Origin of the sequence: Rodentibacter heidelbergensis (assembly GCF_002000125.1) — a bacterium.
GTDB classification, from domain to species: domain Bacteria; phylum Pseudomonadota; class Gammaproteobacteria; order Enterobacterales; family Pasteurellaceae; genus Rodentibacter; species Rodentibacter heidelbergensis.
The window spans coordinates 1-24,048 of sequence record NZ_MLHH01000006.1 but is presented as its reverse complement, the minus strand read 5'-3'; the positions used below and the strand labels follow the sequence as shown (position 1 = coordinate 24,048).

Here is a 24,048-nt window from a genome sequence, read left to right as displayed (position 1 = left end):
TTTTTAATGACACGCAAGTCCTTTTTGTAAAAAAATCGAAAAAAACGATCTTTTGGTTAAAAGTACGGCGGATCGAATAATATTTCTTTGGATTTCGATTATTTCGAAAGCGCATTAATTCGTTGTGCAAACTGCTTCACTTTTTCCCAATCCGTATATTCAATTTCTTTTGTCGTATCGGTTTCTCCCCCGGTAATTTTCATAATGAATTGGATCATTACTCGATCGAACCATTTATAACGCGGGTATAATAATGCACCTGCAAACACAGCCGCTAATTCGGGCTGCCATTTTGTACGCTGCAAAAATTTGCGGACATACACGTTCGTTTCCGGATTATCTTTTCCTGCTTTGCGTGCAGTTAAATTTACACCAAAAAATCCTGATTTTTTTTGAGCCAAATGAACAAGGTTACGCACAATAAAACGATCCAGTGTTTTATTAAAATGGCCGTAGCGTATAGAAGCACCGATAATCACTCGCTCAAAGGGCTCAAGATCATAATCTTCTCGTAATTCATCAACTATCACCTCACCTTCTAAAAGTGCGGTTAAAAATTCAGAGATTTTTTTGGTTTGCCCATCATGGCTTGAATAAAGAATTAACGTTTTCATTAAGCTTTCCAAAATGCAGGGGTAAATAAAGCTAATAGGGTAAAGATTTCCAGACGTCCACATACCATCGCAATGGTTAAAATCCATTTTGCATTATCGGGGATTGCGGTCATATTGCTGCTAACAGAGCCTAATGCCGGCCCAAGATTGTTCAAGCAGGCCAGCACAGCATTAAAAGCATCGAAAGGTTCTACACCGCAGGCGATGACGCCCAGTAAACAAACGAGGAAAACCAAAAGGTAAGCGGAAAAAAATGCCCAAATACTTCCAATGATCCGTTCATCTAATACGGTTTTACCCCATTTTATGGGATAAACTAAATTAGGATGAACAACACGTTTTAGTTCCCGTTTTCCTTGTAAATAAAGCACCAATACCCGAGCGACCCGTAAACCGCCCCCTACCGAGCCGGCACACCCCCCCATAAAAGAGGCAAGAATTAATAGTACCGGGACAAAAGAGGGCCATGCGGTAAAATCGGATGTGGTATAGCCCGTTGTAGTTGAAATTGAAACCGCTTGAAACAAGACTTGTTCAAAATCTTGCCAAGAAGATGAAAAATAATGGTGGTTCCACATCACGAAAGTACAGAGCACGACTAAAATAATTTGAGAGCTGATAAAAAACCGAAACTCAGGATCACGCAGATAAATTTTGACAAAATTTTCACGGCCAGCGGTTGAAAATGCCCGAAAATGCAAACCAAAATTACAGGCAGAGATCAATAAAAATAAAACAGTAATACCGTTAATCAACGGGCTATTGAAATACCCCATACTGGCATCATGCGTTGAAAAACCGCCAATGGATACAGTGGAAAAACTATGTGTCAACGCATCAAAGGGCGTCATTCCCGCCAGCCAATAAGCAAATGCACAAGAAATGGTCAGTGAAAAATAAATTCCCCATAACATTTTAGCGGTTTCAGCGATCCTTGGGCGAATTTTTTGCTCTTTCATCGGACCGGACATTTCCGCCCGATAAAGCTGCATACCACCGATACCTAAGAGTGGAATAATGGCGATAGCCAAAACAATGATCCCCATTCCCCCTAACCATTGCAAAAATTGACGATAAAATAAAATCGCTTTGGGTAAATTATCCAGCCCTGTCATTACCGTGGCACCTGTTGTCGTCAAACCGGAAAATGCTTCAAACATTGCCGATGCCGGTGTTAATTGAAGGGGCGTAAATAACAAAAGCGGTAATGCAGCCAGCGCACCCAACACAAACCAAAAGGCGACCACAATGAGAAAACCATCACGCGAACGCAATTCTTGTTTATGATGATGACAAGGCCACCAAAGTAATGCCCCTGCAATGAGGCTCAGAACAAATGACTGCATAAAGGCTTTCCCGCCCCCATCACCATAGCCCAATGCTACGAATGCCGGAATGAGCATAGTGGCGGAAAAGCACATCACAAGGATCCCGATAATTCGAATTATAGATAAAATATGCACAATTATTCGCCTGTCTCTAAGGGGTGGATCACTAATTTCCCTGCTGATTTTTCAGTTAATTCGGCGGAAAAGGGAGCAAGCACTTTTTCGTTAATCCCTAAGACTAAATGGATCTGAGCCTGAAAATCTTGTGACAAAATCGTGATTTGATACTTTTCACAAAGTAACTGCACCCAACCCCATTGTCCATAGTCGCAATCCAAACGGAAAGGACTTTGTTCGACTTTAATGACGGTTTCTAAAAGTTTTAATGCTTGTTGAACACCACTATTATAGGCTCGTACCAGCCCTCCGGTGCCGAGTAATACACCGCCAAAATAACGTACAACAACCGCACTCACTTCTCCCACACCACTGCCCTGCAGTGCATTTAACATTGGTTTTCCGGCGGTACCTGCCGGCTCACCATCATCAGAAAAACCAAATTGGAGAGAATCTGCAGGATTACCCGCCACGCTCGCCCAACAATGATGTCGGGCTTGGGGATGCTCATGCTTAATCTTTGCCCAAAAAGCTCTCGCCTCTGCTAACCCCGTTGTATGCTGCAAATAAGTGATAAAGCGGCTTTTTTTAATTTCTTCTTCAAAAATGACCGCACTTTTAGGGATGGGATATTCCGCCATTGTGTTTATTTCGTTAATTTCAATGGCGTTAGTCTATCACTGATTATAGGGATTTGTCGAAATTTCCCAACAAGTGGTATCATGCACATCATTTTTTGGAAAAAGAAATCAATGTCTGAAATTACAATTACTCAAACACTCGATACCTTGGGTTTACGCTGCCCGGAACCGGTGATGCTAGTGCGTAAAACCATTCGCCATTTAAACGATGGGGAAGTATTGTTGATCCTTGCCGATGATCCCGCCACTACTCGTGATATACCAAGTTTTTGTCAATTTATGGATCACCAATTATTACAAAGCGAAATTGAACAACCACCTTTTAAATACTGGGTGAAAAAAGGAAAATAGCACTCCCTGATGAATAACTCAACCTCACCTAAACTTGACTTCAATACACAACGAATTGGAGAGAATCGGGTTATACCCCATATCCTTTGGGAAATTTTCCCGTTCATGCTATGCTAAGGCAATTTTTTCAGGACAGATCATTTTATGAAACAAAACCATTTAAGTCAGCAGAGATTTACTGACTTTCCCTTACACCCGCTTGTTCTAAAGGCGCTACAACATAAACACTTTGAATTCTGCACCCCTATTCAAGCCCTTTCATTACCGATCACCTTGGAAGGGAAGGATGTTGCCGGACAAGCTCAAACGGGAACCGGAAAAACGTTGGCATTTTTAACCGCCACCTTCCACCACTTATTATCAAATCAGGAAAATTCTCATTCATCTCATCAACCTCGGGCACTGATCCTTGCGCCCACTCGTGAACTGGCAGTGCAAATTTATAATGATGCAGAGACCTTATCAAAGATAACTGGGTTAAAAACTGCACTGGCTTATGGTGGGGAAGGCTATGACAAACAATTACTGGCGATTGAACAGGGTGTTGATATTCTCATCGGCACAACCGGACGTGTTATTGATTATGTAAAACAAGGTGTCATTTCTCTAAATCAAATTCAAGTCGTGGTGTTAGATGAAGCCGATCGGATGTTTGATCTCGGTTTTATTCGTGATATTCGTTATCTGTTACGCAAATGTCCTTCTCCACAACATCGCCTCACTATGCTTTTTTCTGCCACCCTTTCATACAAAGTGCGTGAGCTCGCTTTTGAGGATATGAATGATCCGGAATATATTGAAATCGAACCGGAACAAAAAACCGGACATCGCATTAAAGAAGAATTATTTTATCCCTCAAATCACGACAAAATGGCACTACTACTGACATTACTTGAAGAAGAATGGCCGGATCGTTGCATTGTGTTTGCCAATACGAAACACCGTTGTGAAGAAATTTGGGGCTATCTCGCTGCAGACGGACATCGTGTGGGGTTACTCACCGGCGATATTGCACAGAAAAAACGGCTTTCGTTATTGAAGCAATTTACTGAGGGGCAACTAGATATCTTAGTCGCTACCGATGTTGCCGCTCGAGGTTTACATATTTCGGATGTGACCCATGTATTTAACTATGATTTGCCGGATGATCGGGAAGATTATGTTCATCGTATTGGGCGTACGGGGCGTGCCGGAGAAAGTGGCGTATCCATTAGCTTTGCCTGTGAAGAATATGCAATGAACTTACCTGCCATTGAAGACTATATTGGCCACTCAATTCCGGTGAGCCAGTATGATGCGACATCCCTATTAAGTTTACCCAAACCATTTCGTCTAAAGTCGAAAACAGCCCATCATTCTCATAATTTATCAAGAAATCAGCGTCCTTATCGCCGATAATATTTCCCCAATAGATCCCTAATGGAAAAGCAGAGCCAACGCTCTGCTTTTGATTTTCTTATTGCAAACTAAATCGAATAGGAACAGAAATTTTACTTGCAAAACCGGCGGGTTTAGGCCCAACAGATTTCGCATTTTGCACGGCTTTCAATGCCGCATTATCTAAACTCTCATCTCCCGAAGATTTAACAACATTCTCACCACTTAACGCACCATCGTTTCCCACATTAAAGGCAACATGGACAATCCCTTGTTTTCGCATCATTTTCGCCCGTGTCGGATATTGTTTTCGGCGTTCAATTTCACGATAAAGTGCCGCCTTATAAGCCGCAATTTCATTGCTATTTGTTCCGCTTCCCATCATATTAGCTTGAGTATTAACCACATTGGTACTGGTCGCTTTTGAGTTCACCGAAAAAGTCGAGTTAATATTGCGATCTCCCACCGGTAAATTTTTCGGTAAGGTTTGTGCTTTTTCAGCGGGTTTTGCCTCTTTTCTAGGTTTTTCCTTTCGTGGCTTGAGGTTATCTTTTGGTTTTTCCGGCTTTTTCTCTAATATTTTTTTCTTCTCAGGTTCCGGTTTCTTTGTAGGATCCGATACTACTTCCTCTTTCAATGGTTCAGGTTCTGTTTTCTGAGGTTCGGGTTCTGAACTAGGCTCCTCTATACGCATTCCCTGTATCATTTCCATCGAAATACGGGTTGCCAATTCCCCTGCGTGATTATTCGCACTATCATTGTTTTCCTGCCAGTTCCACATCAAAGCACTTACGGCGGCACCATGAATAAAGAGAGAAATCAATAAACCGAATGATAAACGTTTAGCTTGTTGCATCACTTTTCCTACTGCGTCACCTTTTCCGTACCGATGGTTTTTGACTGATTTCCTTTCTCTTTCATCGAAACTATCGCAACATTTTTAATGTCATTTTTAGCAAGGAGATCGGTAATCGTCACAAAATCTTGGAAACTCGCCTCTGCATCAATTTTTAATGTTACTTTCTGTGCTTTATCCCATTGATTAATTTCGCTTTCCAACGCTTCTTGGGATATGGGTTTATCATTAAAATAAAGCTCACCTTTTTTAGTCACCGTTACCAGTTTTGCAAGTTCATCGGATTTAAAGGCGACGGCTGTACTCGCTTTCGGCACGTTCACTTGAATTTTACCTTGTGAAATAAATGATGCGGTAATCAATACAATTGCCAATAGCATCAACATAATATCAATGAACGGAATAATATTAATTTCATCAAATTTTTTCACAGTTATTCCTTATCTTTTTGTGCATTTAGCACTTTCCATTTCAAGCGATTTACTTCGATTTTACGATTTAAACCGTTGTAAAAAATCATTGAAGGGATTGCGACTAAAATACCCAATGCCGTTGCTTTTAGCGCTAAAGAGAGATGTAGCATAATTTCACCGGCATCCACATCACCGCCTCCCTGGCCTATTTGATAGAAAGTTAACAAAATACCGATTACCGTCCCTAATAACCCCACATAAGGTGCATTTGCGCCTACGGTCGAAATAATCGTCATATTTCTATTTAAATCAATATCTAAAGCATGGATATTGGCATACTTACTAACATTGATTTTCGTTAAGAAAATAAAGCGCTCAATAACCATAGCGAGCATTAATACGCTCATCAAAAGTAAAAGTCCGATAATAATGTAATCGCTGTACTGTTGTAAAAATTCAAAAAGCTGAGGCATTTCCTATCCTTAAAACAATTGAGAATTAATTTCAATTAGGTGCAAATTCTAACAAAAGGAAAGATTATCGTAAACACGAATTAGAAAAATAGGTAAATTTTTAACCGCACTTTACTTAGTGCCATCGATTAACAGCTATCTCTTACTAAAAATCTAAGAGCTTAGTATTAATAAAAGATAAATTTCAATGTATTAAGAGAAGATGAAATGAGCGTAAAAAAGTATAGAAAGTAAAAAAGCCAACAGGATTAAACACTGTTGGCTTTTATTCTTTTATTGTGAATTAAGCGATAATCGCTTTTTCAACAACACGAACTAAAGTCCAAGATTTGGTTTTTGATAGAGGACGACATTCGCGAATCTCTACGGTATCACCAACTTTGGCTTCATTGTTCTCATCGTGTACATGTAATTTGGTTGTACGACGGATAAATTTACCGTATAACGGGTGTTTTACCTTACGTTCAATGGCGACAACAAAAGATTTTTCCATTTTGTCGCTAACAACTTTACCTTGTACGCTACGAATTTTATCAGTCATTACTCACCCGCCTTTTCGGTTAATACAGTTTTTACACGTGCAATATCACGACGCACTTGTTTAGCCTGATGGGTTTGTTGAAGCTGACCGGTGGCTGTCTGCATACGCAACTTGAATTGTTCACCCAAAAGATTGAGCAATTCAGCATTCAGCTCTTCAACACTTTTTGTACGTAAATCTTGAGCTTTCATTACATCACCGTCTTAGTTACGAAAGTGGTCTTAACAGGCAATTTCGCTGCTGCTAATGCAAAAGCATTTCTTGCCACTTCTTCAGACACACCATCCATTTCATAAAGTACTTTACCCGGTTGGATTAAGGCTACCCAGTACTCAACGTTACCTTTACCTTTACCCATACGGACCTCTAATGGTTTTTCCGTGATTGGTTTGTCTGGGAATACACGAATCCAGATTTTACCTTGACGTTTTACCGCACGCGACATAGCACGACGGGCAGCCTCGATTTGACGAGCTGTTAAACGACAACGACCAACCGCTTTTAAACCGTAAGTACCGAAACTCACTTCTGTACCATTTGCGATACCACGGTTACGACCTTTGTGGACTTTACGGAATTTTGTACGTTTTGGTTGCAACATTTAGCGTTTCTCCTTACTTACGACCTTTACCGCGTGGCGCCTTTCTAGGCTTATCGGCAGGTTGTTGTTCTGATTGCGCAACGGCAGCCATTCCACCAAGAATCTCACCTTTGAAGATCCATACTTTTACGCCGATAACGCCGTAAGTAGTATGTGCTTCTGCAGTGTTATAATCGATGTCCGCACGAAGAGTATGAAGAGGTACACGACCTTCACGATACCATTCTGAACGTGCGATTTCTGCACCACCTAAACGACCGCTAACCTCAACTTTGATACCTTTCGCACCTAAACGCATTGCACTTTGTACCGCACGTTTCATTGCACGACGGAACATCACACGACGTTCTAATTGAGAAGCGATGCTTTCTGCAACTAATTTCGCATCTAATTCAGGTTTTTTCACTTCAGCAATGTTGATTTGCGCTGGAACGCCAGCAATTTTAGATACGGCGTTACGCAATTTTTCAACATCTTCGCCTTTCTTACCGATAACGATACCAGGACGAGCTGTATGAATTGTTACACGAATACTTTTAGCCGGACGCTCAATAGTAATACGTGAAACAGAAGCATTTGCTAATTCTTTATTTAAGAATTGACGTACTTTGAAATCGCCTTCAAGATTGTCAGCGAAGTCTTTTGTATTCGCGAACCAAGTAGAGCTCCAAGGTTTTACAATACCTAGGCGAATACCATGTGGATGTACTTTTTGACCCATTGTTATTCTCCTACTGATTAACGATCTGACACAACCACGGTGATGTGGCTAGTACGTTTTAAAATACGATCTGCACGACCTTTAGCACGTGGCATAACACGTTTCATGCTAGGACCTTCATCTACGAAGATTTTAGCAACTTTAAGATCATCAATATCTGCACCATCATTGTGCTCTGCATTAGCAATAGCAGATTCTAAAACTTTCTTCACTAAAGACGCTGCTTTTTTGTTAGTGAAAGTTAAGATCTCTAACGCTTGTGCAACTTTTTTACCACGAATTAAATCGGCAACTAAGCGAGCTTTTTGGGCAGAAGTGCGAGCGTAACGATGTTTTGCGATAGTTTCCATCTCTTTACCTCTTATTTCTTAGCTTTCTTATCTGCCGCGTGACCGCGGTATGTACGAGTCGGTGCAAATTCACCTAATTTATGACCGATCATTTCATCAGATACATAAACAGGAACGTGCTGACGACCATTATGGACTGCGATGGTCAATCCGATCATTGATGGAATGATCATTGAACGACGGGACCAAGTTTTAATTGGCTTTTTATCCCCGCTTTCCACCGCCTTCTCTACCTTCTTCAACAAGTGTAGGTCAAGGAAAGGACCTTTCTTGAGAGAACGTGGCATGGCTAATCCTCTTTAATTTAATCTATTATTTGCCACGACGACGTACGATATATTTATCAGTACGTTTGTTGTGACGAGTTTTCTTACCTTTGGTTTGAACGCCCCATGGAGTAACAGGGTGTTTACCAAAGTTACGACCTTCACCACCACCGTGTGGGTGATCTACCGGGTTCATTGCAGTACCACGAACGGTCGGACGAATACCTCTCCAACGGTTCGCACCCGCTTTACCCAATACGCGAAGCATATGCTCTGAGTTACCAACTTCACCAATTGTCGCAACACATTCTGCTAATACTTTACGCATTTCGCCTGAACGCAAACGCAAAGTAACATAGTTGCCTTCACGAGCAATAATTTGTACATATGCACCGGCAGAACGAGCAATTTGACCGCCTTTACCCGGTTTTAATTCAACGTTATGAACCGTTGAACCTACTGGGATATTACGCATTGGTAAGGCATTACCCACTTTAATTGGTGAGTTTACACCAGCTTGGATTTGATCGCCTACTGACAAACCTTTAGGTGCTAAGATATAACGACGTTCACCGTCTTTATAAAGCACTAAAGCAATGTTAGCAGAACGGTTTGGATCATATTCTAAACGCTCAACAACCGCCGGAATATCTAACTTGTTACGTTTGAAATCGATTAAACGGTAGTGTTGTTTATGACCGCCACCAATGTGACGAGTTGTAATACGACCATAGTTATTACGACCACCGGTTTTAGATTTAGTATCTAGAAGTGGAGCGTAAGGTTTACCCTTGTGCAATTCAGGGTTCACGATTTTAACAACGTGACGACGACCAGCGGAGGTCGGCTTACATTTTACGATAGCCATTCTCTATTTTCCTCCGATTACTCAGCACTGTCTACGAAGTCCAAATTTTGGCCTTCGGCTAAAGTTACATAAGCTTTTTTCCAGTCGCTGCGACGACCCATTTTAGTACCACGGCGTTTAGTTTTACCTTTAACAACCACAGTACGAACAGAATCTACTTTTACTTCAAATAATTGAGCAACAGCAGCAGCAATTTCAGCTTTGTTCGCATCTAAAGCAACTTTAAGTACAACAGTGTTAGATTTTTCAGCATTGTTGGTTGCTTTTTCAGAGATATGTGGTGCACGAAGCACGCTCAGCAAACGTTCTTGACTCATGCTAAGATCTCCTCAATTTGTTTCACAGCATCAACAGTAACAATCACTTTATCGAAAGCGATTAAGCTTACCGGATCGATACCCTGTACATCACGTACGTCAACTTTATACAAGTTACGCGCTGCTAAGAATAAATTTTCATCTAAACTTGCTGTGATAATTAACGCATCTTCAACGGCTAAATCTTTTAATTTTTGTACTAAAACTTTAGTTTTTGGTGCATCAATCTCAAATTTTTCAACCACAACTAAGCGGTCTTGACGAACTAATTCAGAAAGAATGCTTTTGATTGCACCACGGTACATTTTTTTGTTCACTTTTTGGCTGTGATCTTGTGGTTTTGCCGCGAAGGTAGTACCACCAGAACGCCAAATTGGAGATTTAATATCACCAACACGAGCACGACCTGTACCTTTTTGACGCCAAGGTTTTTTACCTGAACCAGACACTTCAGCACGAGTTTTTTGAGCACGAGTACCTTGACGTGCACCTGCTGCATAAGCAACAACAACTTGGTGGATCAACGCTTCGTTAAACTCACGTCCGAAGGTAGTTTCAGAAACAGTGAGTGCATTTGCACCTACAACTTGTAATTCCATCTCTATCTCCTAGACTTATGCTTTAACTGCCGGCTTCACGATAACATCGCCATTGATAGCACCAGGTACAGAACCTTTTACTAATAGCAATTTACGCTCAGCATCTACACGAACAACTTCAAGTGATTGAACGGTTACACGTTCAGCACCTAAATGTCCTGCCATTTTTTTACCTTTAAACACACGGCCCGGAGTTTGGTTTTGACCAATAGAACCAAGAACACGATGTGATAAAGAGTTACCGTGGGTTGCATCTTGAGTACGGAAGTTCCAACGTTTAACACCACCTTGGAAACCTTTACCTTTAGATGTACCGGTAACATCCACTTTTTTAACATCTGCAAAGATGTCAACATTGATTTCTTGACCTAAGGTGAATTCTTCACCTTCAGTACGAAATTCCCATAAACCGCGACCAGCTTCAACACCTGCTTTCACGAAATGACCTGCTTCAGGCTTAGTTACACGGTTCGCTTTTTTAGAACCAGTAGTAACTTGAATTGCAGTATAGCCATCGTTTTCAAGAGTTTTAACTTGAGTTACGCGGTTGGCTTCGATTTCGATAACGGTAACTGGTACCGACACACCGTCTTCATTGAAGATACGGGTCATACCAACTTTACGACCGACTAAACCAATCATTGTAATAACCTCTTAATTAACCTAGGCTGATCTGCACGTCAACGCCGGCAGCCAAATCTAAACGCATTAATGCATCAACAGTTTTTTCTGTTGGCTCTACGATATCGACTAAACGTTTGTGAGTACGAATTTCGTATTGGTCACGAGCATCTTTGTTCACGTGTGGAGAAATCAACACGGTGAAACGTTCTTTACGGGTTGGTAAAGGAATCGGACCACGAACTTGCGCACCAGTACGTTTAGCTGTTTCTACGATCTCCGCTGTAGATTGGTCGATCAAACGGTGATCGAACGCTTTTAAACGGATACGGATTCTTTGGTTCTGCATTAGACCAGAGCTCCAATAAAATTTAGCTAATAAAAAAACTAACACCAATCACAATTCTAACTTCAAAAATAGAAAAGGAGGTGCAAGTTACCTGTTATATAGTCTCCAAATCGGAAACATTGTTTAACGCAACATATCGTTGCGAACGTCTAATAAATGATTACATTAAACGGCTTTCAAAATGAAAGCTCGCAAATACTACATAAAACCCAAACAAATTGCAAGGGATTTATTTCAATAAGAAAAGAAAGACGCCATTCATTCATCTTTCATGCGATAACCTGTTCGTCAACAAAAGAAAAGTCGCTGAACATTTTAGGTATTTTCATTGAGTTTTTTTTCTACTGACTTCAAACGTTTATTAATTCCATCAATGCCTAAAGTCAATGCGGCAGTTTTTCGCCACTCTTTATTGGTTTGCAATGGAATACCGGAAGAATACACACCCGGCTCAGTAATTGGGCGCATCACCATGCCCATTCCTGTAATCGTGACTTTATCGCAGATTTCCATATGTCCGTTGATCACACTGGCACCACCAATGAGACAGTAACGCCCTACCGTTAAACTCCCGGCCATAATCACACCACCTGCTACCGCCGTACCGGTACCGATATGAACGTTATGAGCAATTTGGCAAAGGTTATCAATAATTACATTGTCTTCAATCACTGTTGCATCTAATGCCCCACGATCGATACAAGTACAAGCACCAATTTCAACATGATTACCGATGATCACTTGACCCACTTGAGGAATTTTAATCCAACGACCACGATCGTTTGCATAACCAAATCCATCACTTCCAATAACGGCGCCTGATTGAATTAAACAATTTTCGCCAATGGAAACATCATGATAGATTGTTACATTAGCCCAAAGCTGTGTGCCGGCACCAATTTTAGTGTTTTTTCCCACAAAGCAATTTGCGCCGATAATCACGTTATCGCCTAATACGACACCTTCTTCAATGACAGCATTTGCACCAATGGCGACATTTTCACCTAAAGAAACACCGTCAGAAATGACCGCACTTTTCGCAATACCTTGCGCCGCTTTCGGTGTGGTGTCCATATACTGCGCTAAAATGGCATAAGCCACATAGGGATCTTTGACAATCAGTAAATGGCTTTCCGCTGCACAGAATGGTACATCCTCTTCCGATACCACGAGAATACCGGCTTTAGAATCTTTTAATAGGGGGCGAAATTTTGCATTAGAGATGAATGTCAGTTGATGAGCTTGTGCTTTATCAAGAGGGGCGATATTCGTTATAACGACATCGGCGTTACCGCGAACGGTAGCGCCGATTTGATTCGCCAATTCTTTTAAAGAATAGGATTTTTGCATGGTTAGAACCTATTATTTTTTCTCTTCTGCTTTAGCCGGAGCCGCTGCTTTTTCTGTAGCAGGAATCGATTTTAACACCTCTTCAGTAATATCTTTCCCTTCAACAGCAAATACCACAGAGTTAGCATCAATTACATAAGTATAACCTTTTGCTTTTGCTAAATTATTGGTTGCCACTTGGATGCTTTCTAATAATTTCGCACGAGCCTCCGCCTGGCGTTTATCGCTTTCTTCTTGGAATGCGGCAACTTTTTTATCTTGCTCTTGCATCAACTTCGTTAATGCTGCTTCTTCATTAGCACCAAATTTATTAATTTCTTCTTCACGTTTTTGAATTTCGGCTTGACGTAAACGTGGTGCATCTTTTTGTAATGCAGCCACTTTTGCTTCAACTTTTTTACGTGAGGCCGCAATTTTGTCATCAATTTCTTTTTTACTTGCAGCAAGTTTATCGGCTGTTGGTTTTAATTCCGCATCTAATTTATCTGCAATAGCTTGACGATCAGGGTGATTTTGGAATAAGTAACCTGCATTGATAAAGGCAATATTCTCCTCTGCTGCAGCAAAACCAGATGCAAGAGCAAGACCTACTGAAAGTGCGGTAACTTTTAAGACATTTTTCATTGAAATTTCCTTGTTAAATTAAATGGTTAATTGAGCTTGCACCCCATAATAATTTAGGGTGCAAGTGTTCGCTTTGACTAGTTGATAAATAAAAAGTTCGATTAAAAAGACCCACCAATACTAAATTGGAATTGTTCTACATCATCGTTTTCATATTTTTTAATCGGTTTTGCATAGGAGAACACCAAAGGTCCTATTGGTGATTGCCATTGGAAACCAATACCGGCAGAGGCTCTGATACGGCTTGGGTCACTATAATCCGGTAAATTAGGGAATCTTGCTCTATCCTCTGCTTTCCATTTGGTATTCCAAACACTTGCTGCATCAACAAATAATGAAGTTCTCACCGAATTTTGATTTTTGTCCGCAACAAATGGGGTTGGAATAATTAACTCGGCACTCGCTGTGGCAATTGCATTTCCCCCAATAATATCAGTACTACCATTGGCGTTATAGCCTTCATTACCCGCTTGATCTCTCACCCAATAAATCGCATTTGGTCCCACTGCGCCATAAGCAAAGCCACGCAATGAGCCAATACCCCCAGCGGTGTAGTTTTGATAGAATGGTAGACGTTTACCTCCAAAGCCATTGGCATAACCAGCCCCTAATTTACCGGCAATCACCCAACGATGATCACGATCAAGTGGGTAATAGCCTTGAACATCGGCATTTAATTTATAGTATTTGTTATCAGAACCAGGAATCGTCACTCGTCCACCAATCGTCGCTTTCACCCCTTTCGTTGGGAAATAACCTCGGTTTAGACTGTTATAATTCCAGCCAAAAGAAAAATCAAAATCATGGGATTTGATTGAGTTAGAATTAAAATTCATTGATTCTAAATAAAGATCGCGATTATATTCCCGGGAGAAATTACTAATTTTGTTATAGGTATAACCCAAACCAAGATAGTAAGAGTTATTTTCATTAACCGGGAAACCAAGTGTCACGTTACCACCATAGGTTGTACGTTTATAATCTGAAGCGGTATCACTACTTGAGTTATCGTAAGTTTCATAGAACACGTTGCCGCCTAAACTTACCCCATCTTTGGTAAAGTACGGTTCTGTATAGCCAAGATTAATGGTTGTTCCGTAGTCATTACGAGCCCCCGCCAAGCTTACCGCAGCCCCTGTTCCTAAGAAGTTGTCTTGTTTGATACTTGCTTGATAGCTAATACCACTTTCCGTACCATAACCGACCCCAAAGTTGATGCTCCCTGTGTTACGTTCTTTAACTTTGTAAACCACATTTACTTCATCATTAGTCCCTTCAACAGGCTCAATACGGCTTTCAACGGTTTCAAAAAAACCGGTTCTGTCTAAACGAAGTTTACCTAATTCAACTAACTGGGCATTATACCAAGAGCCTTCTTGTTGACGCATTTCTTGACGTAAGGTGCTATCTGCTGAAACCGTATTACCCTCAAATTGAACTTGACGAACAGATAAACGACGCCCTGCATCAACCACAAATGTTAAGGCAACCGTTTTATTCTCATCATCAAATGTCGGTGTCGCATTAACTGTTGCACTACCGTAACCCCGTTCACCTAATTTAGCTTTAATCGCATTTTCTACATCGATAACATCGGCACGGCTAAAGGTATCGTTTAAGTGTAAATGATTTAACAAAGGCTGTAGCTCTTCAGCCATCCCTCCAACATTTCCCACAATACGAGCGCTACTTAAATCATATTTGTCGCCTTCGCTCACATCAATAGTAACGGTGGCTTTGGTCTGTTCATCATTTAATTGCACATCGGTACGGGTGATACGCGCTTTGGCATAACCATTATTTTGATAGTATTCTTGAATGGATTTTAAATCTTTATCAAACTGGGTCGCATCAAATTTATTTCCCCAAAGTTTCCACCAAGCATCAGGTTGTAGCTCCATCTGTTCTTGTAACGTACTGCTGGAAATTGCTTGGTTACCGTTAAAGGTAACAGATTGTAATTTTGCGGTGTCATCTTCATCAATTTGAAGGGTCACCTCTGCACGATTGTTTGGCAGGGTATTAACAATCGCATCGACTTTTGCATTATAGCGACCAACACTTTTATAGTGCTCTCTCACCCCTTTCACAAACTCATCAAGCTTCGCACGATTTAATACATCACCGCTTTTAAAACCATTGGCATCTAAATTTTGTTTGAGAGCTTCCGTTGGAATTAAGGAATTACCTTTAATTTGTACTTCAGAAATAATAGGTTTCGCAACCACACTTACAACAAGATCTTTACCCTCTTGGTAAGCTTTTACATCATCAAATCGACCACTCACGAATAAAGAACGAACGATATCCGCCACATCTTTGTCGGTCACCCGTTGTCCTGAACGAACAGGTAAACTCGCAAGAATTTGTTGCTCTAATTCACCTTGCACACCGTCCACACGGATTTCATTTGCCACAAAAGGGGCAGCAAAAACGCTACTTGTCGTACCGAATAATAAACTTGTGATTAGAAGTTTTTTCATCGACTGTATCCTATTTACTATGTCACTATAAAATCTATAAACGTAAGAAATCATTGAACAGGGCGAACACCATTAAGGTTAATAGTAGCAGCGCACCAATACGATAACTTAAACTCTGAACCTGCTCAGAAACAGGTTTTCCTTTTATTCCTTCCGCCGCCAAAAAGACGAGATGCCCCCCATCTAATACCGGCAACGGAAATAAATTCATAATGCCTAAATTAACACTAATTAACGCCATAAAGCTTAGAAAATAAACGAACCCAATACTTGAGGATGCCCCCGCACCTTTTGCAATAGAAATGGGGCCGCTTAAATTATTTAACGCCAGATCACCGGTAAATAATTTGCCAATCACTTTTACTGTGAGCCAAGACAATTGTGCCGTTTTTTCTACGCCTTTCGACAGGGCATCAAGAATATCATATTTTAATTCGGTTCGATACTGTTCCCCGACATTTAAAAAAGTCGGGCTAATTCCGATAAACCAACGCCCTTCTTGATTTTTTTCCGGTTGTATGACTTTGTCAAATATCTCACCATGACGTTCAATTTTAAGAGAAATAGCTTGCCCTTTTTCAACTAATTTCACAAAGTCTTGCCATGAAAGTGCGGTCAAATTTTCACTTAAAATATTATCCCCAACCTGTAAACCTGCTCGTTGAGCCGGTGAGTTTTCCAGCACTTTAGAGAGGGTCATTTCCACTTTGGCACGAACAGGACTCATCCCTAAGGATTCAAAAGCACTTTCTTTTTCCGGGTCAAACCTCCAATGGGATAGGTCTAACTGCTTGTCATAAGTCACATTGGATCCGAAAGGTGAAAGGGTAATATCCACCTGATCTTCCCCTAATTTTGCGGCTAATAACATATTAATGGTTTCCCAATCCTCTGCAGGTTTTCCATCAATGGCCACAATTTGCGAATTAGGTTCAATCTGTGCTTGCGCGCTAATAGAATTGGGGGTCACCTGTTCTATCACAGGTTTAATACTTGGCATACCTACCGAATAGATAATCCAATAGGCGAAAATGGCAAAAAGAAAATTAGCTAATGGCCCCGCTGCAATAATAAAGGCACGTTGTAAGACGGATTTTTGATCAAAGGCTTGGGAGGTCAATTCCGCTGGAACAGCTTCAGCCCGCCCATCCAACATCTTGACATAGCCACCCAATGGAATCATTGATAAAGCGAACTCTGTCCCTTGCTTATCTTTACGTCGCCAAATCACCTTGCCAAAACCGATAGAAAAACGCAGTACTTTTACACCGCACTTTCGTGCAGCCCAAAAGTGTCCATATTCATGCACCGCAACCAACACGGAAATGGCAATAAGAAAAGAACCCAAAGACCACAAAAACGACATCATCAATCCTTACAAAACAAAGAAGTAAAAATAGGCAAAGAAAGGGACGGCAGCGGTGAGACTGTCAATGCGATCCAAAATCCCCCCATGTCCGGGAATAAGCTGGCTACTATCTTTAATGCCGGTTTCACGTTTAAACATACTTTCGGTTAAATCCCCTAAAATTGAGATCGCCACAGTAACCACTGAAAGAATGATAAAGCCTACAATACCTCGATTACCGAGCAAGGTTTCACCGGAAAAATAAATAAATACACAAGCAAGCAACACTGCAGTGAGTAAGCCACCCACCACGCCCTCCCAGGTTTTTCCCGGTGAAACTTTAGGGGCTAATTTATGTTTTCCCAAGGCGCGGCCGGCAAAATAAGCCCCGGAATCCGCCGCCCACACAAGGACAAAAACATAGAGTAATAAAAATAATCCATGATAAGGATCTTGCGTGTAGTTATCTAAACGTAAGCGTAATACTGCTGCAACGAAAGGAATTAAGGTAGAAAAAGCAAATAATAGTTGAAGGGGTTTATTTTTCCCCCAGTATTTGGCTGAGGCGGGATAAGTGATAACTAACAACAATGCGAGCATCCACCAACCCACAGAATTAATCAATAAAAGCGGAAGGTAGTGTTCAAAAACACGTCCGGCGTTGAGATAATCCCCCTCGGTAAAAAGCCATAAAAAAATAAATGCGCCGAGGAATGCCGCAATACACAGGCGAACGAGCGGTTGTTTAAAACGAGCAAATTGTGTCCATTCCCACACACCCAATGTTGCCACTAAACCTAATGCTAAAGCAAAATAAAAAGGGCTAAATAAAAATAAGGCGCATAGCACCAAAGCAATAAGCACAATGGCTGATAATACACGTTCTTTAAGCATAATCTCTCCGCTTATTCAGTCCCACCAAAACGGCGATGACGTTGTTGATAACTGGCAACCGCTTGATTGAAATCTTCCTCATTAAAATCCGGCCACAGAACATCTAAAAAGCACAATTCCGCATAGGCAATTTGCCAAAGTAAAAAATTACTCACCCGTTGTTCACCACTGGTACGGATTAACAGATCCACTTGAGGCTGATCTTGTGTGGCTAAATGGCTTTGGAAGGATTGTTCGGTAATTTCCTCCAAAGTCATTTCATCTTTTTTAATTTTATCCGCGATTTGTTGGGCGGCTTGAACAATATCCCAACAGCCCCCGTAATTGGCAGCAATATTCAACGTTAGTGCGTTATTGCTTTCCGTTAACTGTTCAGCTTTCGCAATTTTCTCTTGTAATTTTTCACTAAAACGTGAGGTATCGCCGATAATGTTAAGGCGAATATTATTTTTATGTAATTTTTTCACTTCACGATCAAGGGCCTGCATAAAAAGTGTCATCAATGAATTCACTTCTTGTTCCGGACGGTTCCAATTTTCACTGCTGAATGCATAAAGGGTGAGCACTTTTACGCCGATTTGTCGAGCATAACTCACCGCACGGCGAACCGCCGCCACCCCATTCGTATGTCCAAAAATACGCAATTTATTTTGTTGTTTTGCCCAACGCCCGTTACCATCCATAATAATGGCAACGTGTGCTGGGATATTATTCTTATCAAGTTCTATCATAAAAATCAGATTATTTTTGACCGCACTTTTTTATTTTGTAACCAGTGCTTTTGCTATCGCACGGGCTTTTTCATCAACCTCAAGCACATCCTCAATAGCGCTAATCGTTGTCACAGGCATAGTAAGCACCGTTTCTTGGTTAATACGGGCGATATCGGTAAATGAAATACGTCCTTCTAAAAAAGCCTGCACCGCAATTTCATTTGCCGCATTCATTGCCGTGGTGGCATATTGCCCCTCAGCAAAGGCATCAATCGCCAGTTTTAAATTAGGATAACGGCGGTAATCCGGTTCAATAAATGTTAATTCTTTGATTTTAAAGAAATCCAAAGGTTCAACGCCGGCAAAAGTACGCTGAGGATAGGCCATGGTTTGAGCAATAGGGGTACGCATATCCGGGTTTCCCATTTGGGCGATCACAGAGCCATCCACATAGCGCACCATAGAATGAATGATAGATTGAGGATGAATCACCACTTCCATTTCGCAAGCTCGAGCGTTAAATAACCAACGTGCCTCAATATATTCCAAACCTTTGTTCATCATCGTGGCAGAATCCACAGAAATCTTTTTCCCCATGGACCAATTAGGGTGCGCAACAGCTTGTGCGGGCGTGATATGTTCAAATTCCGGTAAAGGTGTATAGCGGAAAGGCCCGCCTGAGCCGGTTAGAACGATTTTGCTAATGCCGAGTTCAGCTAATGGACAGAACCCTATTTTTTGCTGAGCCTCAGGTGGAAGGGATTGGAAAATGGCATTATGCTCACTATCTACCGGCAGTAAAGTCGCATGATATTGTTTCACCGCATCAATAAAAATCTGTCCACAGGTCACTAATGCTTCTTTATTGGCTAACAACACCCGTTTACCGGCTTTCACAGCGGATAATGTGGGTAATAAACCGGCGGCCCCTACGATAGCAGCCATCACTTGATGTGCATCGGGGTGAGCGGCCAGTTCACAAATTGCTTTTTGTCCGGCTAACACCTCTGTTGCGATGTTATGCTCAACCAGTTGACGGCGCAGAATATTCGCCGCTTCAACATCATCAAGAGCAGCAAAGTACGGTCGAAATTTCACACATTTTTCAAACATCTTCTCGACATTTTTACCGCCAACAAGGGCAAAGGCATGATATTTTTCAGGATTATGCGCAATCACTGAAAGGGTGCTTTCTCCAATGGAACCCGTTGCACCAAGAATGACGATATTCTGTTTTTGCATAAAGATTGACCGCTCTTTGTAAATAAAAATAATAGAACAAGGGCAGACACTTCGGTCTGCCCCAATTATCGGTTCAGAAAATTAGAAATCCATTAACTCTTTTTCTTTATCAGCCAAAATCTCATCCACTTTCTTAATATATTGATCAGTGAGTTTTTGGATCACTTCTTCCGCTTTATGCTGATCATTTTCACTGATCGCTTTATCTTTTAACAGTGCTTTGATTTTATCATTCGCATCACGGCGTACATTGCGAATAGCCACTTTCCCTTGCTCACCTTCACCTTTTACGATTTTAATTAAATCACGGCGACGTTCTTCTGTTAATGGCGGAAGCGGCACACGAATTGTGGTGCCGGCTGATGAAGGATTTAACCCTAAATCTGAAGTTAAAATCGCTTTTTCAACAGCGCTAATAAGTGAACGATCAAATACAGTGACAGCTAAAGTGCGGGCATCTTCAGCGACCACGTTAGCTAATTGACGAAGTGGGGTTGCCGCACCATAGTATTCCACTTGAATACCGTCTAATAAACTCGGTTGTGCACGGCCGGTACGGATTTTAGCAATATGACCTTTTAATGCCTCAATGCTTTTTTCCATGCGCTGTTCGGCATCTTGTCTAATCTCATTAATCATCGAATTATCCTTTGATAGTTATCCTAAAGTAAAACAGGGGTGATTCTACTGGATTTTTGACGGTTTTTGAATTGTTTTATTTTGAATTTATCATGGCTTAAAAAACGGCAGAAAAAATAAATGCCACCCGAATTGGATGGCATGATAATTAAATAATTCTTGAAAATTGCTGCCGTTTTGCTGCTGCTCGGGAATAAGTATCAAAACATAAACAAATATTTCGAATTAATAAACGCCCTTGGGGAGAAACAACTAATCCTTGTTCTGTTTGATGAATTAAACCGTCATTCATTAAAGGCTGAAGTAAGGTTAAATCTTCTGCAAAATGCTCAGTAAATTTAATATTATATTGCTTTTCAATGGTTGAAAAATCTAATTTGAAATTACAAATAAGTCGCTTAATCACATCACGGCGTAAACAATCTTCTTCGCTTAACACAAGCCCTTTATGCAATGCATAACCATTTTTTTCTACTAAAGCATAATAGGTTTTAAGATCCTTCTCATTTTGCGCATAAGTATCCCCTAACAAGCTGATAGAGGAAACACCTAAACCAAGAAGATCACATTCTTCTTGTGTGGTATAGCCTTGGAAATTCCGATGTAATACACCCTGCTCTTGTGCAATTGCCAATTCATCAGAGGGTTTGGCAAAATGGTCCATACCGATAAACTTATAACCGGCCTCCGCTAAGGTTTCGATGGTTTTTTGCAGAATTGTTAATTTCGTTTCAGGTGGCGGTAATTGGTCTTCTTTAATTTTAGCCTGTCCCGGTACACGACTAGGCAAATGAGCATAATTAAAAATACTCAACCGATCCGGATTAAGCTCAATCACTTTTTTTAACGTGAACATGAAACTTTCCACATTTTGCAATGGTAGCCCATAAATTAAATCAAGATTGGTGGATTGAAAACCCAATTCCTCAGCGCGTTTTAATAACGCCGCAATAAAATCCTCATCTTGTTCACGGTTAACAATTTTTTGCACCGCTTTATTAAAGTCTTGCACCCCCATACTCATCCGGTTAAAACCAATTGAACGTAGGTGATCGAGCATAGAGATCTCAATTTTACGAGGATCAATTTCAATCGAAATTTCCGCGTTTTCTGCCACCGAGAAATGCGTTTTTAGCATCGCCATTAAACGGGCTGATTGCGCTTCATCTAAATAAGTTGGTGTCCCACCTCCCCAATGGATTTGGGTAACTTTTCTTCCTTTAAATAGCTGTGCACGGGAAATAATTTCTTTTTCAAGGTAATCAAGATAAATATCCGCTTTATGTCGATGGCGGGTTATCACCTTATTACAAGCACAGAAATAACAAAGTTGATGACAAAAAGGAATATGGACATAAAGGGAAAGCGGGCGATTTGGGTAACGCTCTGCCGCCTGAATAAAATCTTGGTTCGTGTAGTTTTCGTGGAATTCTAATGCCGTCGGATAAGAAGTATAGCGAGGGCCTGATTGATTATATTTCCGTATAAGTTCCTTATCCCAAATCATCTCTGACATTAAATTTCTCCTAATTTTTGTATATCATCAAGTAACTGCTTCAACTCTTCCACAATCTCCTGCTCAAGCTTGGCTTCCGCACTTTCCCGTTCAAGATCAAGGCGCATTCGCTCTTGCTTTCCAAGCATTTTTCGAGCTTCATGAGTTGGCATATCCCGTACAATATCGTACAGTTCGCTCATGGCAGGATAGGGCTGTAAGTCTTTACCAAAAGGCATCAATAACATCGTAAGACGAATAACCCCTTCAGAATGATTACATTCCTTCTGTTTCATTGCCTTAGCAATAATTTCAATACTCTCTTTTAAACGGAGGACTCGTTGTGCTTTCGCCTTAATCATAATTTGTTGCTGATGTTTCACTTGTTTTAACAAACGAAATGCATACCAAGACAACACAGCAATAACCGCTAACGCGAATAGGCTTAAAATAATAGTCCAAATCATCTTTTATCTAAATTGGTTAATATCAATTTTCTCAAAAGTGCGGTATAAATCATCGTCATTTTCTTCATCTTCAATACCCAGCTCATCCATGAGCTCTGCAATACGGGCAAGACATTCATCCACAAATTGCTGATCTGCTTTACTCAACGTTTTCCCTTCATCTAATGCATCCAATAATTCATTAAGAATTTCGTTATTTTCAAGATTTTCCAATTCTTGCATTGGATCGACTTTCTTCGCTACTTTCACGGCAGGAATAAGCTGACCTTTTTCCGGTTTATTCACAAATTCCACAATTAAAGGAATTTTTTTCTTACTCCCAATTTTCGGATCCTTGGTTTCTTGTTGAAGTTTATTGAGGTTATTTTCCCCCGCACTATGACGTGAACCTGACGCCAAACCTTTATGCTTACGTTTTTTCTTATCCTCACGAGCTTTCGCATCAAGTTCATAGCGTGTTAATTTTTTACCGCTGCGTTTCGGCATTTCAGGTTTTTTATCCGCTTTACGCATCGGCATAATATCGCTAATTTTACGCGTTTTTTTCTTACGAGCCATTCGTTTTATCCTTTCATAAAATTTGGTGGATTGTATCACTTCAGCATTTTTTTCTCATTAATAAATAGATGCATTCAATACAAATTCAACTTTATCTAAGCTTATTTTCTTTGTTATTTCTTATAAAATTTTAATTTTCTTCTAGGATTAGTCTATACATCTCCTCATCTTCTAACGCAAACAGAGCCTACATACCACAAACAAGTATACCAAACCAATAGCGCTAAAAGTGCGGTCAGTTTTTTTGGTGTTTTTATGTTGGTAAGTTCATACAGAGGGAGCAAGAAGTTAGAGAGTGGGTGGGAAATATTGATTGGCTGATTGATTAGTCTATGTAAGGGGAAGTGGTGAGTATCGATATAGAGGCTGTATGGAGTGATGTTATATTGATGATACTTATGTTCTTTAGGCTCTTATAGGGATTGTGATGATTGTGATACCCGTGATGTTGGTGATGTTTGCAGTCCCTATGATAGCGGAACCTGTGGCACTTTTACCTTTTACCTTTTTTATAATTCCAGTCAATAAAAAAATCCCCCAAGCGCCAGCTCAGGGGATTTCTTGTTTACTCTTCTTAATCTTAATTTCAATTCTTCTTAATCTTAATTCTAATCTCAATTGTACCCGGCGGTGCCCTACTCTCACATGGGGATTCCCCACACTACCATCGGCATTACAGCGTTTCACTTCTGAGTTCGGAATGGATTCAGGTGGGACCACCGCACTCTCGCCGCCGGGATAATTCTTCGATAACTGATACTCACAAATCGTTTTTCTTTATTTGCTCGTTTGTCTTCTCTTATTCCCTACCCTTCACAAGCTGAATATCTGT

The 24,048-nt window shown here is 40.7% G+C and carries 30 protein-coding genes and 1 rRNA gene; 2 read left to right on the top strand and 29 right to left on the bottom strand.

Features of this window, described 5'->3' with window-relative positions; translation table 11 throughout:
• Positions 1–98 precede the first annotated feature (98 nt).
• The 3 genes from hemG to BKK48_RS03235 are packed head-to-tail and all read right to left on the bottom strand — an operon-like array spanning position 99 to position 2,700.
• Positions 99–614 carry a menaquinone-dependent protoporphyrinogen IX dehydrogenase gene (gene hemG, locus BKK48_RS03245; protein WP_077426754.1) on the bottom strand — a complete coding sequence of 172 codons (516 nt, stop codon included), beginning with the start codon at positions 612–614 and terminating at the stop codon, positions 99–101.
• The gene (locus BKK48_RS03240) at positions 614–2,077 is read right to left on the bottom strand and encodes a TrkH family potassium uptake protein (RefSeq protein WP_077426753.1); all 1,464 of its coding nucleotides are present in this window, start codon (positions 2,075–2,077) and stop codon (positions 614–616) included. Before BKK48_RS03240 ends, hemG begins: the two co-directional genes overlap by 1 nt.
• A 2-nt stretch (positions 2,078–2,079) precedes the next feature.
• The gene (locus BKK48_RS03235; RefSeq protein WP_077426752.1) at positions 2,080–2,700 is read right to left on the bottom strand and encodes a YigZ family protein; all 621 of its coding nucleotides are present in this window, start codon (positions 2,698–2,700) and stop codon (positions 2,080–2,082) included.
• 111 nt (positions 2,701–2,811) lie between these two features.
• On the opposite strand from BKK48_RS03235, the gene tusA reads away from it, so the two are divergent.
• Both tusA and rhlB read left to right on the top strand, forming a co-directional pair.
• Entirely contained in the window at positions 2,812–3,051 is a 240-nt protein-coding gene (gene tusA / locus BKK48_RS03230; protein WP_077426751.1) for a sulfurtransferase TusA, read from the top strand.
• 144 nt (positions 3,052–3,195) lie between these two features.
• Positions 3,196–4,449 (top strand): ATP-dependent RNA helicase RhlB, encoded by a 1,254-nt coding sequence (gene rhlB, locus BKK48_RS03225; RefSeq protein WP_077426750.1) that lies wholly within the window; start codon positions 3,196–3,198, stop codon positions 4,447–4,449.
• A 58-nt stretch (positions 4,450–4,507) separates the two neighbouring features.
• On the opposite strand, the gene BKK48_RS03220 is transcribed toward rhlB, so the two are convergent.
• The 26 genes from BKK48_RS03220 to rrf all read right to left on the bottom strand — a co-directional run bounded on the left by BKK48_RS03220 (position 4,508) and on the right by rrf (position 23,954).
• Entirely contained in the window at positions 4,508–5,284 is a 777-nt protein-coding gene (locus BKK48_RS03220) for a TonB family protein (RefSeq protein WP_077426749.1), read from the bottom strand.
• Between the two features lie 8 nt (positions 5,285–5,292).
• Positions 5,293–5,715, bottom strand: coding sequence for a TonB system transport protein ExbD (exbD, locus tag BKK48_RS03215; protein WP_077426748.1), 423 nt, complete (start codon positions 5,713–5,715; stop codon positions 5,293–5,295).
• Between the two features lie 2 nt (positions 5,716–5,717).
• Positions 5,718–6,170 carry a TonB-system energizer ExbB gene (exbB, locus tag BKK48_RS03210; RefSeq protein WP_077426747.1) on the bottom strand — a complete coding sequence of 151 codons (453 nt, stop codon included), beginning with the start codon at positions 6,168–6,170 and terminating at the stop codon, positions 5,718–5,720.
• Positions 6,171–6,453: 283 nt separating this feature from the next.
• On the bottom strand, positions 6,454–6,711 hold the full coding sequence (gene rpsQ, locus BKK48_RS03205) for a 30S ribosomal protein S17 (RefSeq protein ID WP_077426746.1): 258 nt from the start codon (positions 6,709–6,711) through the stop codon (positions 6,454–6,456).
• Complete coding sequence (gene rpmC, locus BKK48_RS03200; RefSeq protein ID WP_018356233.1) at positions 6,711–6,902, bottom strand: 50S ribosomal protein L29; 192 nt, start codon at positions 6,900–6,902, stop codon at positions 6,711–6,713. Before rpmC ends, rpsQ begins: the two co-directional genes overlap by 1 nt.
• Positions 6,902–7,312: a 50S ribosomal protein L16 gene (gene rplP, locus BKK48_RS03195; RefSeq protein ID WP_018356232.1), complete on the bottom strand. Its 411-nt coding sequence runs from the start codon at positions 7,310–7,312 to the stop codon at positions 6,902–6,904. The genes rpmC and rplP overlap by 1 nt, the downstream gene beginning before the upstream one ends.
• 13 nt (positions 7,313–7,325) lie before the next feature.
• Positions 7,326–8,033, bottom strand: a complete 708-nt coding sequence (rpsC, locus tag BKK48_RS03190) for a 30S ribosomal protein S3 (protein WP_077426745.1) — start codon at positions 8,031–8,033, stop codon at positions 7,326–7,328.
• Positions 8,034–8,050: 17 nt separating this feature from the next.
• Entirely contained in the window at positions 8,051–8,383 is a 333-nt protein-coding gene (gene rplV, locus BKK48_RS03185; RefSeq protein WP_018356230.1) for a 50S ribosomal protein L22, read from the bottom strand.
• An 11-nt stretch (positions 8,384–8,394) separates the two neighbouring features.
• Complete coding sequence (rpsS, locus tag BKK48_RS03180) at positions 8,395–8,670, bottom strand: 30S ribosomal protein S19 (protein ID WP_005539416.1); 276 nt, start codon at positions 8,668–8,670, stop codon at positions 8,395–8,397.
• Positions 8,671–8,695: 25 nt separating this feature from the next.
• Entirely contained in the window at positions 8,696–9,517 is an 822-nt protein-coding gene (gene rplB / locus BKK48_RS03175; protein ID WP_077426744.1) for a 50S ribosomal protein L2, read from the bottom strand.
• A gap of 17 nt (positions 9,518–9,534) precedes the next feature.
• A complete protein-coding gene (gene rplW / locus BKK48_RS03170) occupies positions 9,535–9,834 on the bottom strand; it encodes a 50S ribosomal protein L23 (protein WP_018356228.1) in 300 nt (99 codons plus the stop codon).
• Positions 9,831–10,433 carry a 50S ribosomal protein L4 gene (gene rplD, locus BKK48_RS03165; RefSeq protein WP_077421873.1) on the bottom strand — a complete coding sequence of 201 codons (603 nt, stop codon included), beginning with the start codon at positions 10,431–10,433 and terminating at the stop codon, positions 9,831–9,833. Before rplD ends, rplW begins: the two co-directional genes overlap by 4 nt.
• Positions 10,434–10,448: 15 nt before the next feature.
• Positions 10,449–11,075, bottom strand: coding sequence for a 50S ribosomal protein L3 (gene rplC, locus BKK48_RS03160; protein WP_018356226.1), 627 nt, complete (start codon positions 11,073–11,075; stop codon positions 10,449–10,451).
• A gap of 16 nt (positions 11,076–11,091) precedes the next feature.
• The gene (gene rpsJ, locus BKK48_RS03155) at positions 11,092–11,403 is read right to left on the bottom strand and encodes a 30S ribosomal protein S10 (protein ID WP_001181005.1); all 312 of its coding nucleotides are present in this window, start codon (positions 11,401–11,403) and stop codon (positions 11,092–11,094) included.
• Between the two features lie 315 nt (positions 11,404–11,718).
• Positions 11,719–12,753 (bottom strand): UDP-3-O-(3-hydroxymyristoyl)glucosamine N-acyltransferase, encoded by a 1,035-nt coding sequence (lpxD, locus tag BKK48_RS03150; RefSeq protein ID WP_077426743.1) that lies wholly within the window; start codon positions 12,751–12,753, stop codon positions 11,719–11,721.
• 12 nt (positions 12,754–12,765) lie between these two features.
• Positions 12,766–13,377, bottom strand: coding sequence for an OmpH/Skp family outer membrane protein (locus BKK48_RS03145; protein WP_077426742.1), 612 nt, complete (start codon positions 13,375–13,377; stop codon positions 12,766–12,768).
• 101 nt (positions 13,378–13,478) lie between these two features.
• Entirely contained in the window at positions 13,479–15,860 is a 2,382-nt protein-coding gene (bamA, locus tag BKK48_RS03140; protein ID WP_077426741.1) for an outer membrane protein assembly factor BamA, read from the bottom strand.
• Positions 15,861–15,894: 34 nt separating this feature from the next.
• On the bottom strand, positions 15,895–17,226 hold the full coding sequence (gene rseP / locus BKK48_RS03135; RefSeq protein WP_077426740.1) for a sigma E protease regulator RseP: 1,332 nt from the start codon (positions 17,224–17,226) through the stop codon (positions 15,895–15,897).
• A 9-nt stretch (positions 17,227–17,235) separates the two neighbouring features.
• On the bottom strand, positions 17,236–18,102 hold the full coding sequence (locus BKK48_RS03130; protein ID WP_077426739.1) for a CDP-archaeol synthase: 867 nt from the start codon (positions 18,100–18,102) through the stop codon (positions 17,236–17,238).
• 11 nt (positions 18,103–18,113) lie between these two features.
• The gene (gene uppS, locus BKK48_RS03125; RefSeq protein ID WP_077426738.1) at positions 18,114–18,833 is read right to left on the bottom strand and encodes a polyprenyl diphosphate synthase; all 720 of its coding nucleotides are present in this window, start codon (positions 18,831–18,833) and stop codon (positions 18,114–18,116) included.
• 30 nt (positions 18,834–18,863) lie between these two features.
• On the bottom strand, positions 18,864–20,057 hold the full coding sequence (ispC, locus tag BKK48_RS03120; protein WP_077426737.1) for a 1-deoxy-D-xylulose-5-phosphate reductoisomerase: 1,194 nt from the start codon (positions 20,055–20,057) through the stop codon (positions 18,864–18,866).
• 81 nt (positions 20,058–20,138) lie between these two features.
• Complete coding sequence (frr, locus tag BKK48_RS03115) at positions 20,139–20,696, bottom strand: ribosome recycling factor (protein ID WP_077426736.1); 558 nt, start codon at positions 20,694–20,696, stop codon at positions 20,139–20,141.
• 148 nt (positions 20,697–20,844) lie between these two features.
• Positions 20,845–22,212, bottom strand: a complete 1,368-nt coding sequence (gene hemN / locus BKK48_RS03110) for an oxygen-independent coproporphyrinogen III oxidase (protein WP_077426735.1) — start codon at positions 22,210–22,212, stop codon at positions 20,845–20,847.
• Entirely contained in the window at positions 22,212–22,658 is a 447-nt protein-coding gene (locus BKK48_RS03105) for a DUF2489 domain-containing protein (protein WP_077426734.1), read from the bottom strand. The genes hemN and BKK48_RS03105 overlap by 1 nt, the downstream gene beginning before the upstream one ends.
• A 3-nt stretch (positions 22,659–22,661) precedes the next feature.
• Positions 22,662–23,216 carry a Der GTPase-activating protein YihI gene (yihI, locus tag BKK48_RS03100; RefSeq protein WP_077426733.1) on the bottom strand — a complete coding sequence of 185 codons (555 nt, stop codon included), beginning with the start codon at positions 23,214–23,216 and terminating at the stop codon, positions 22,662–22,664.
• 622 nt (positions 23,217–23,838) lie between these two features.
• Positions 23,839–23,954: ribosomal RNA gene (gene rrf, locus BKK48_RS03095) — 5S ribosomal RNA — on the bottom strand.
• Between the last annotated feature and the right edge of the window lie 94 nt (positions 23,955–24,048).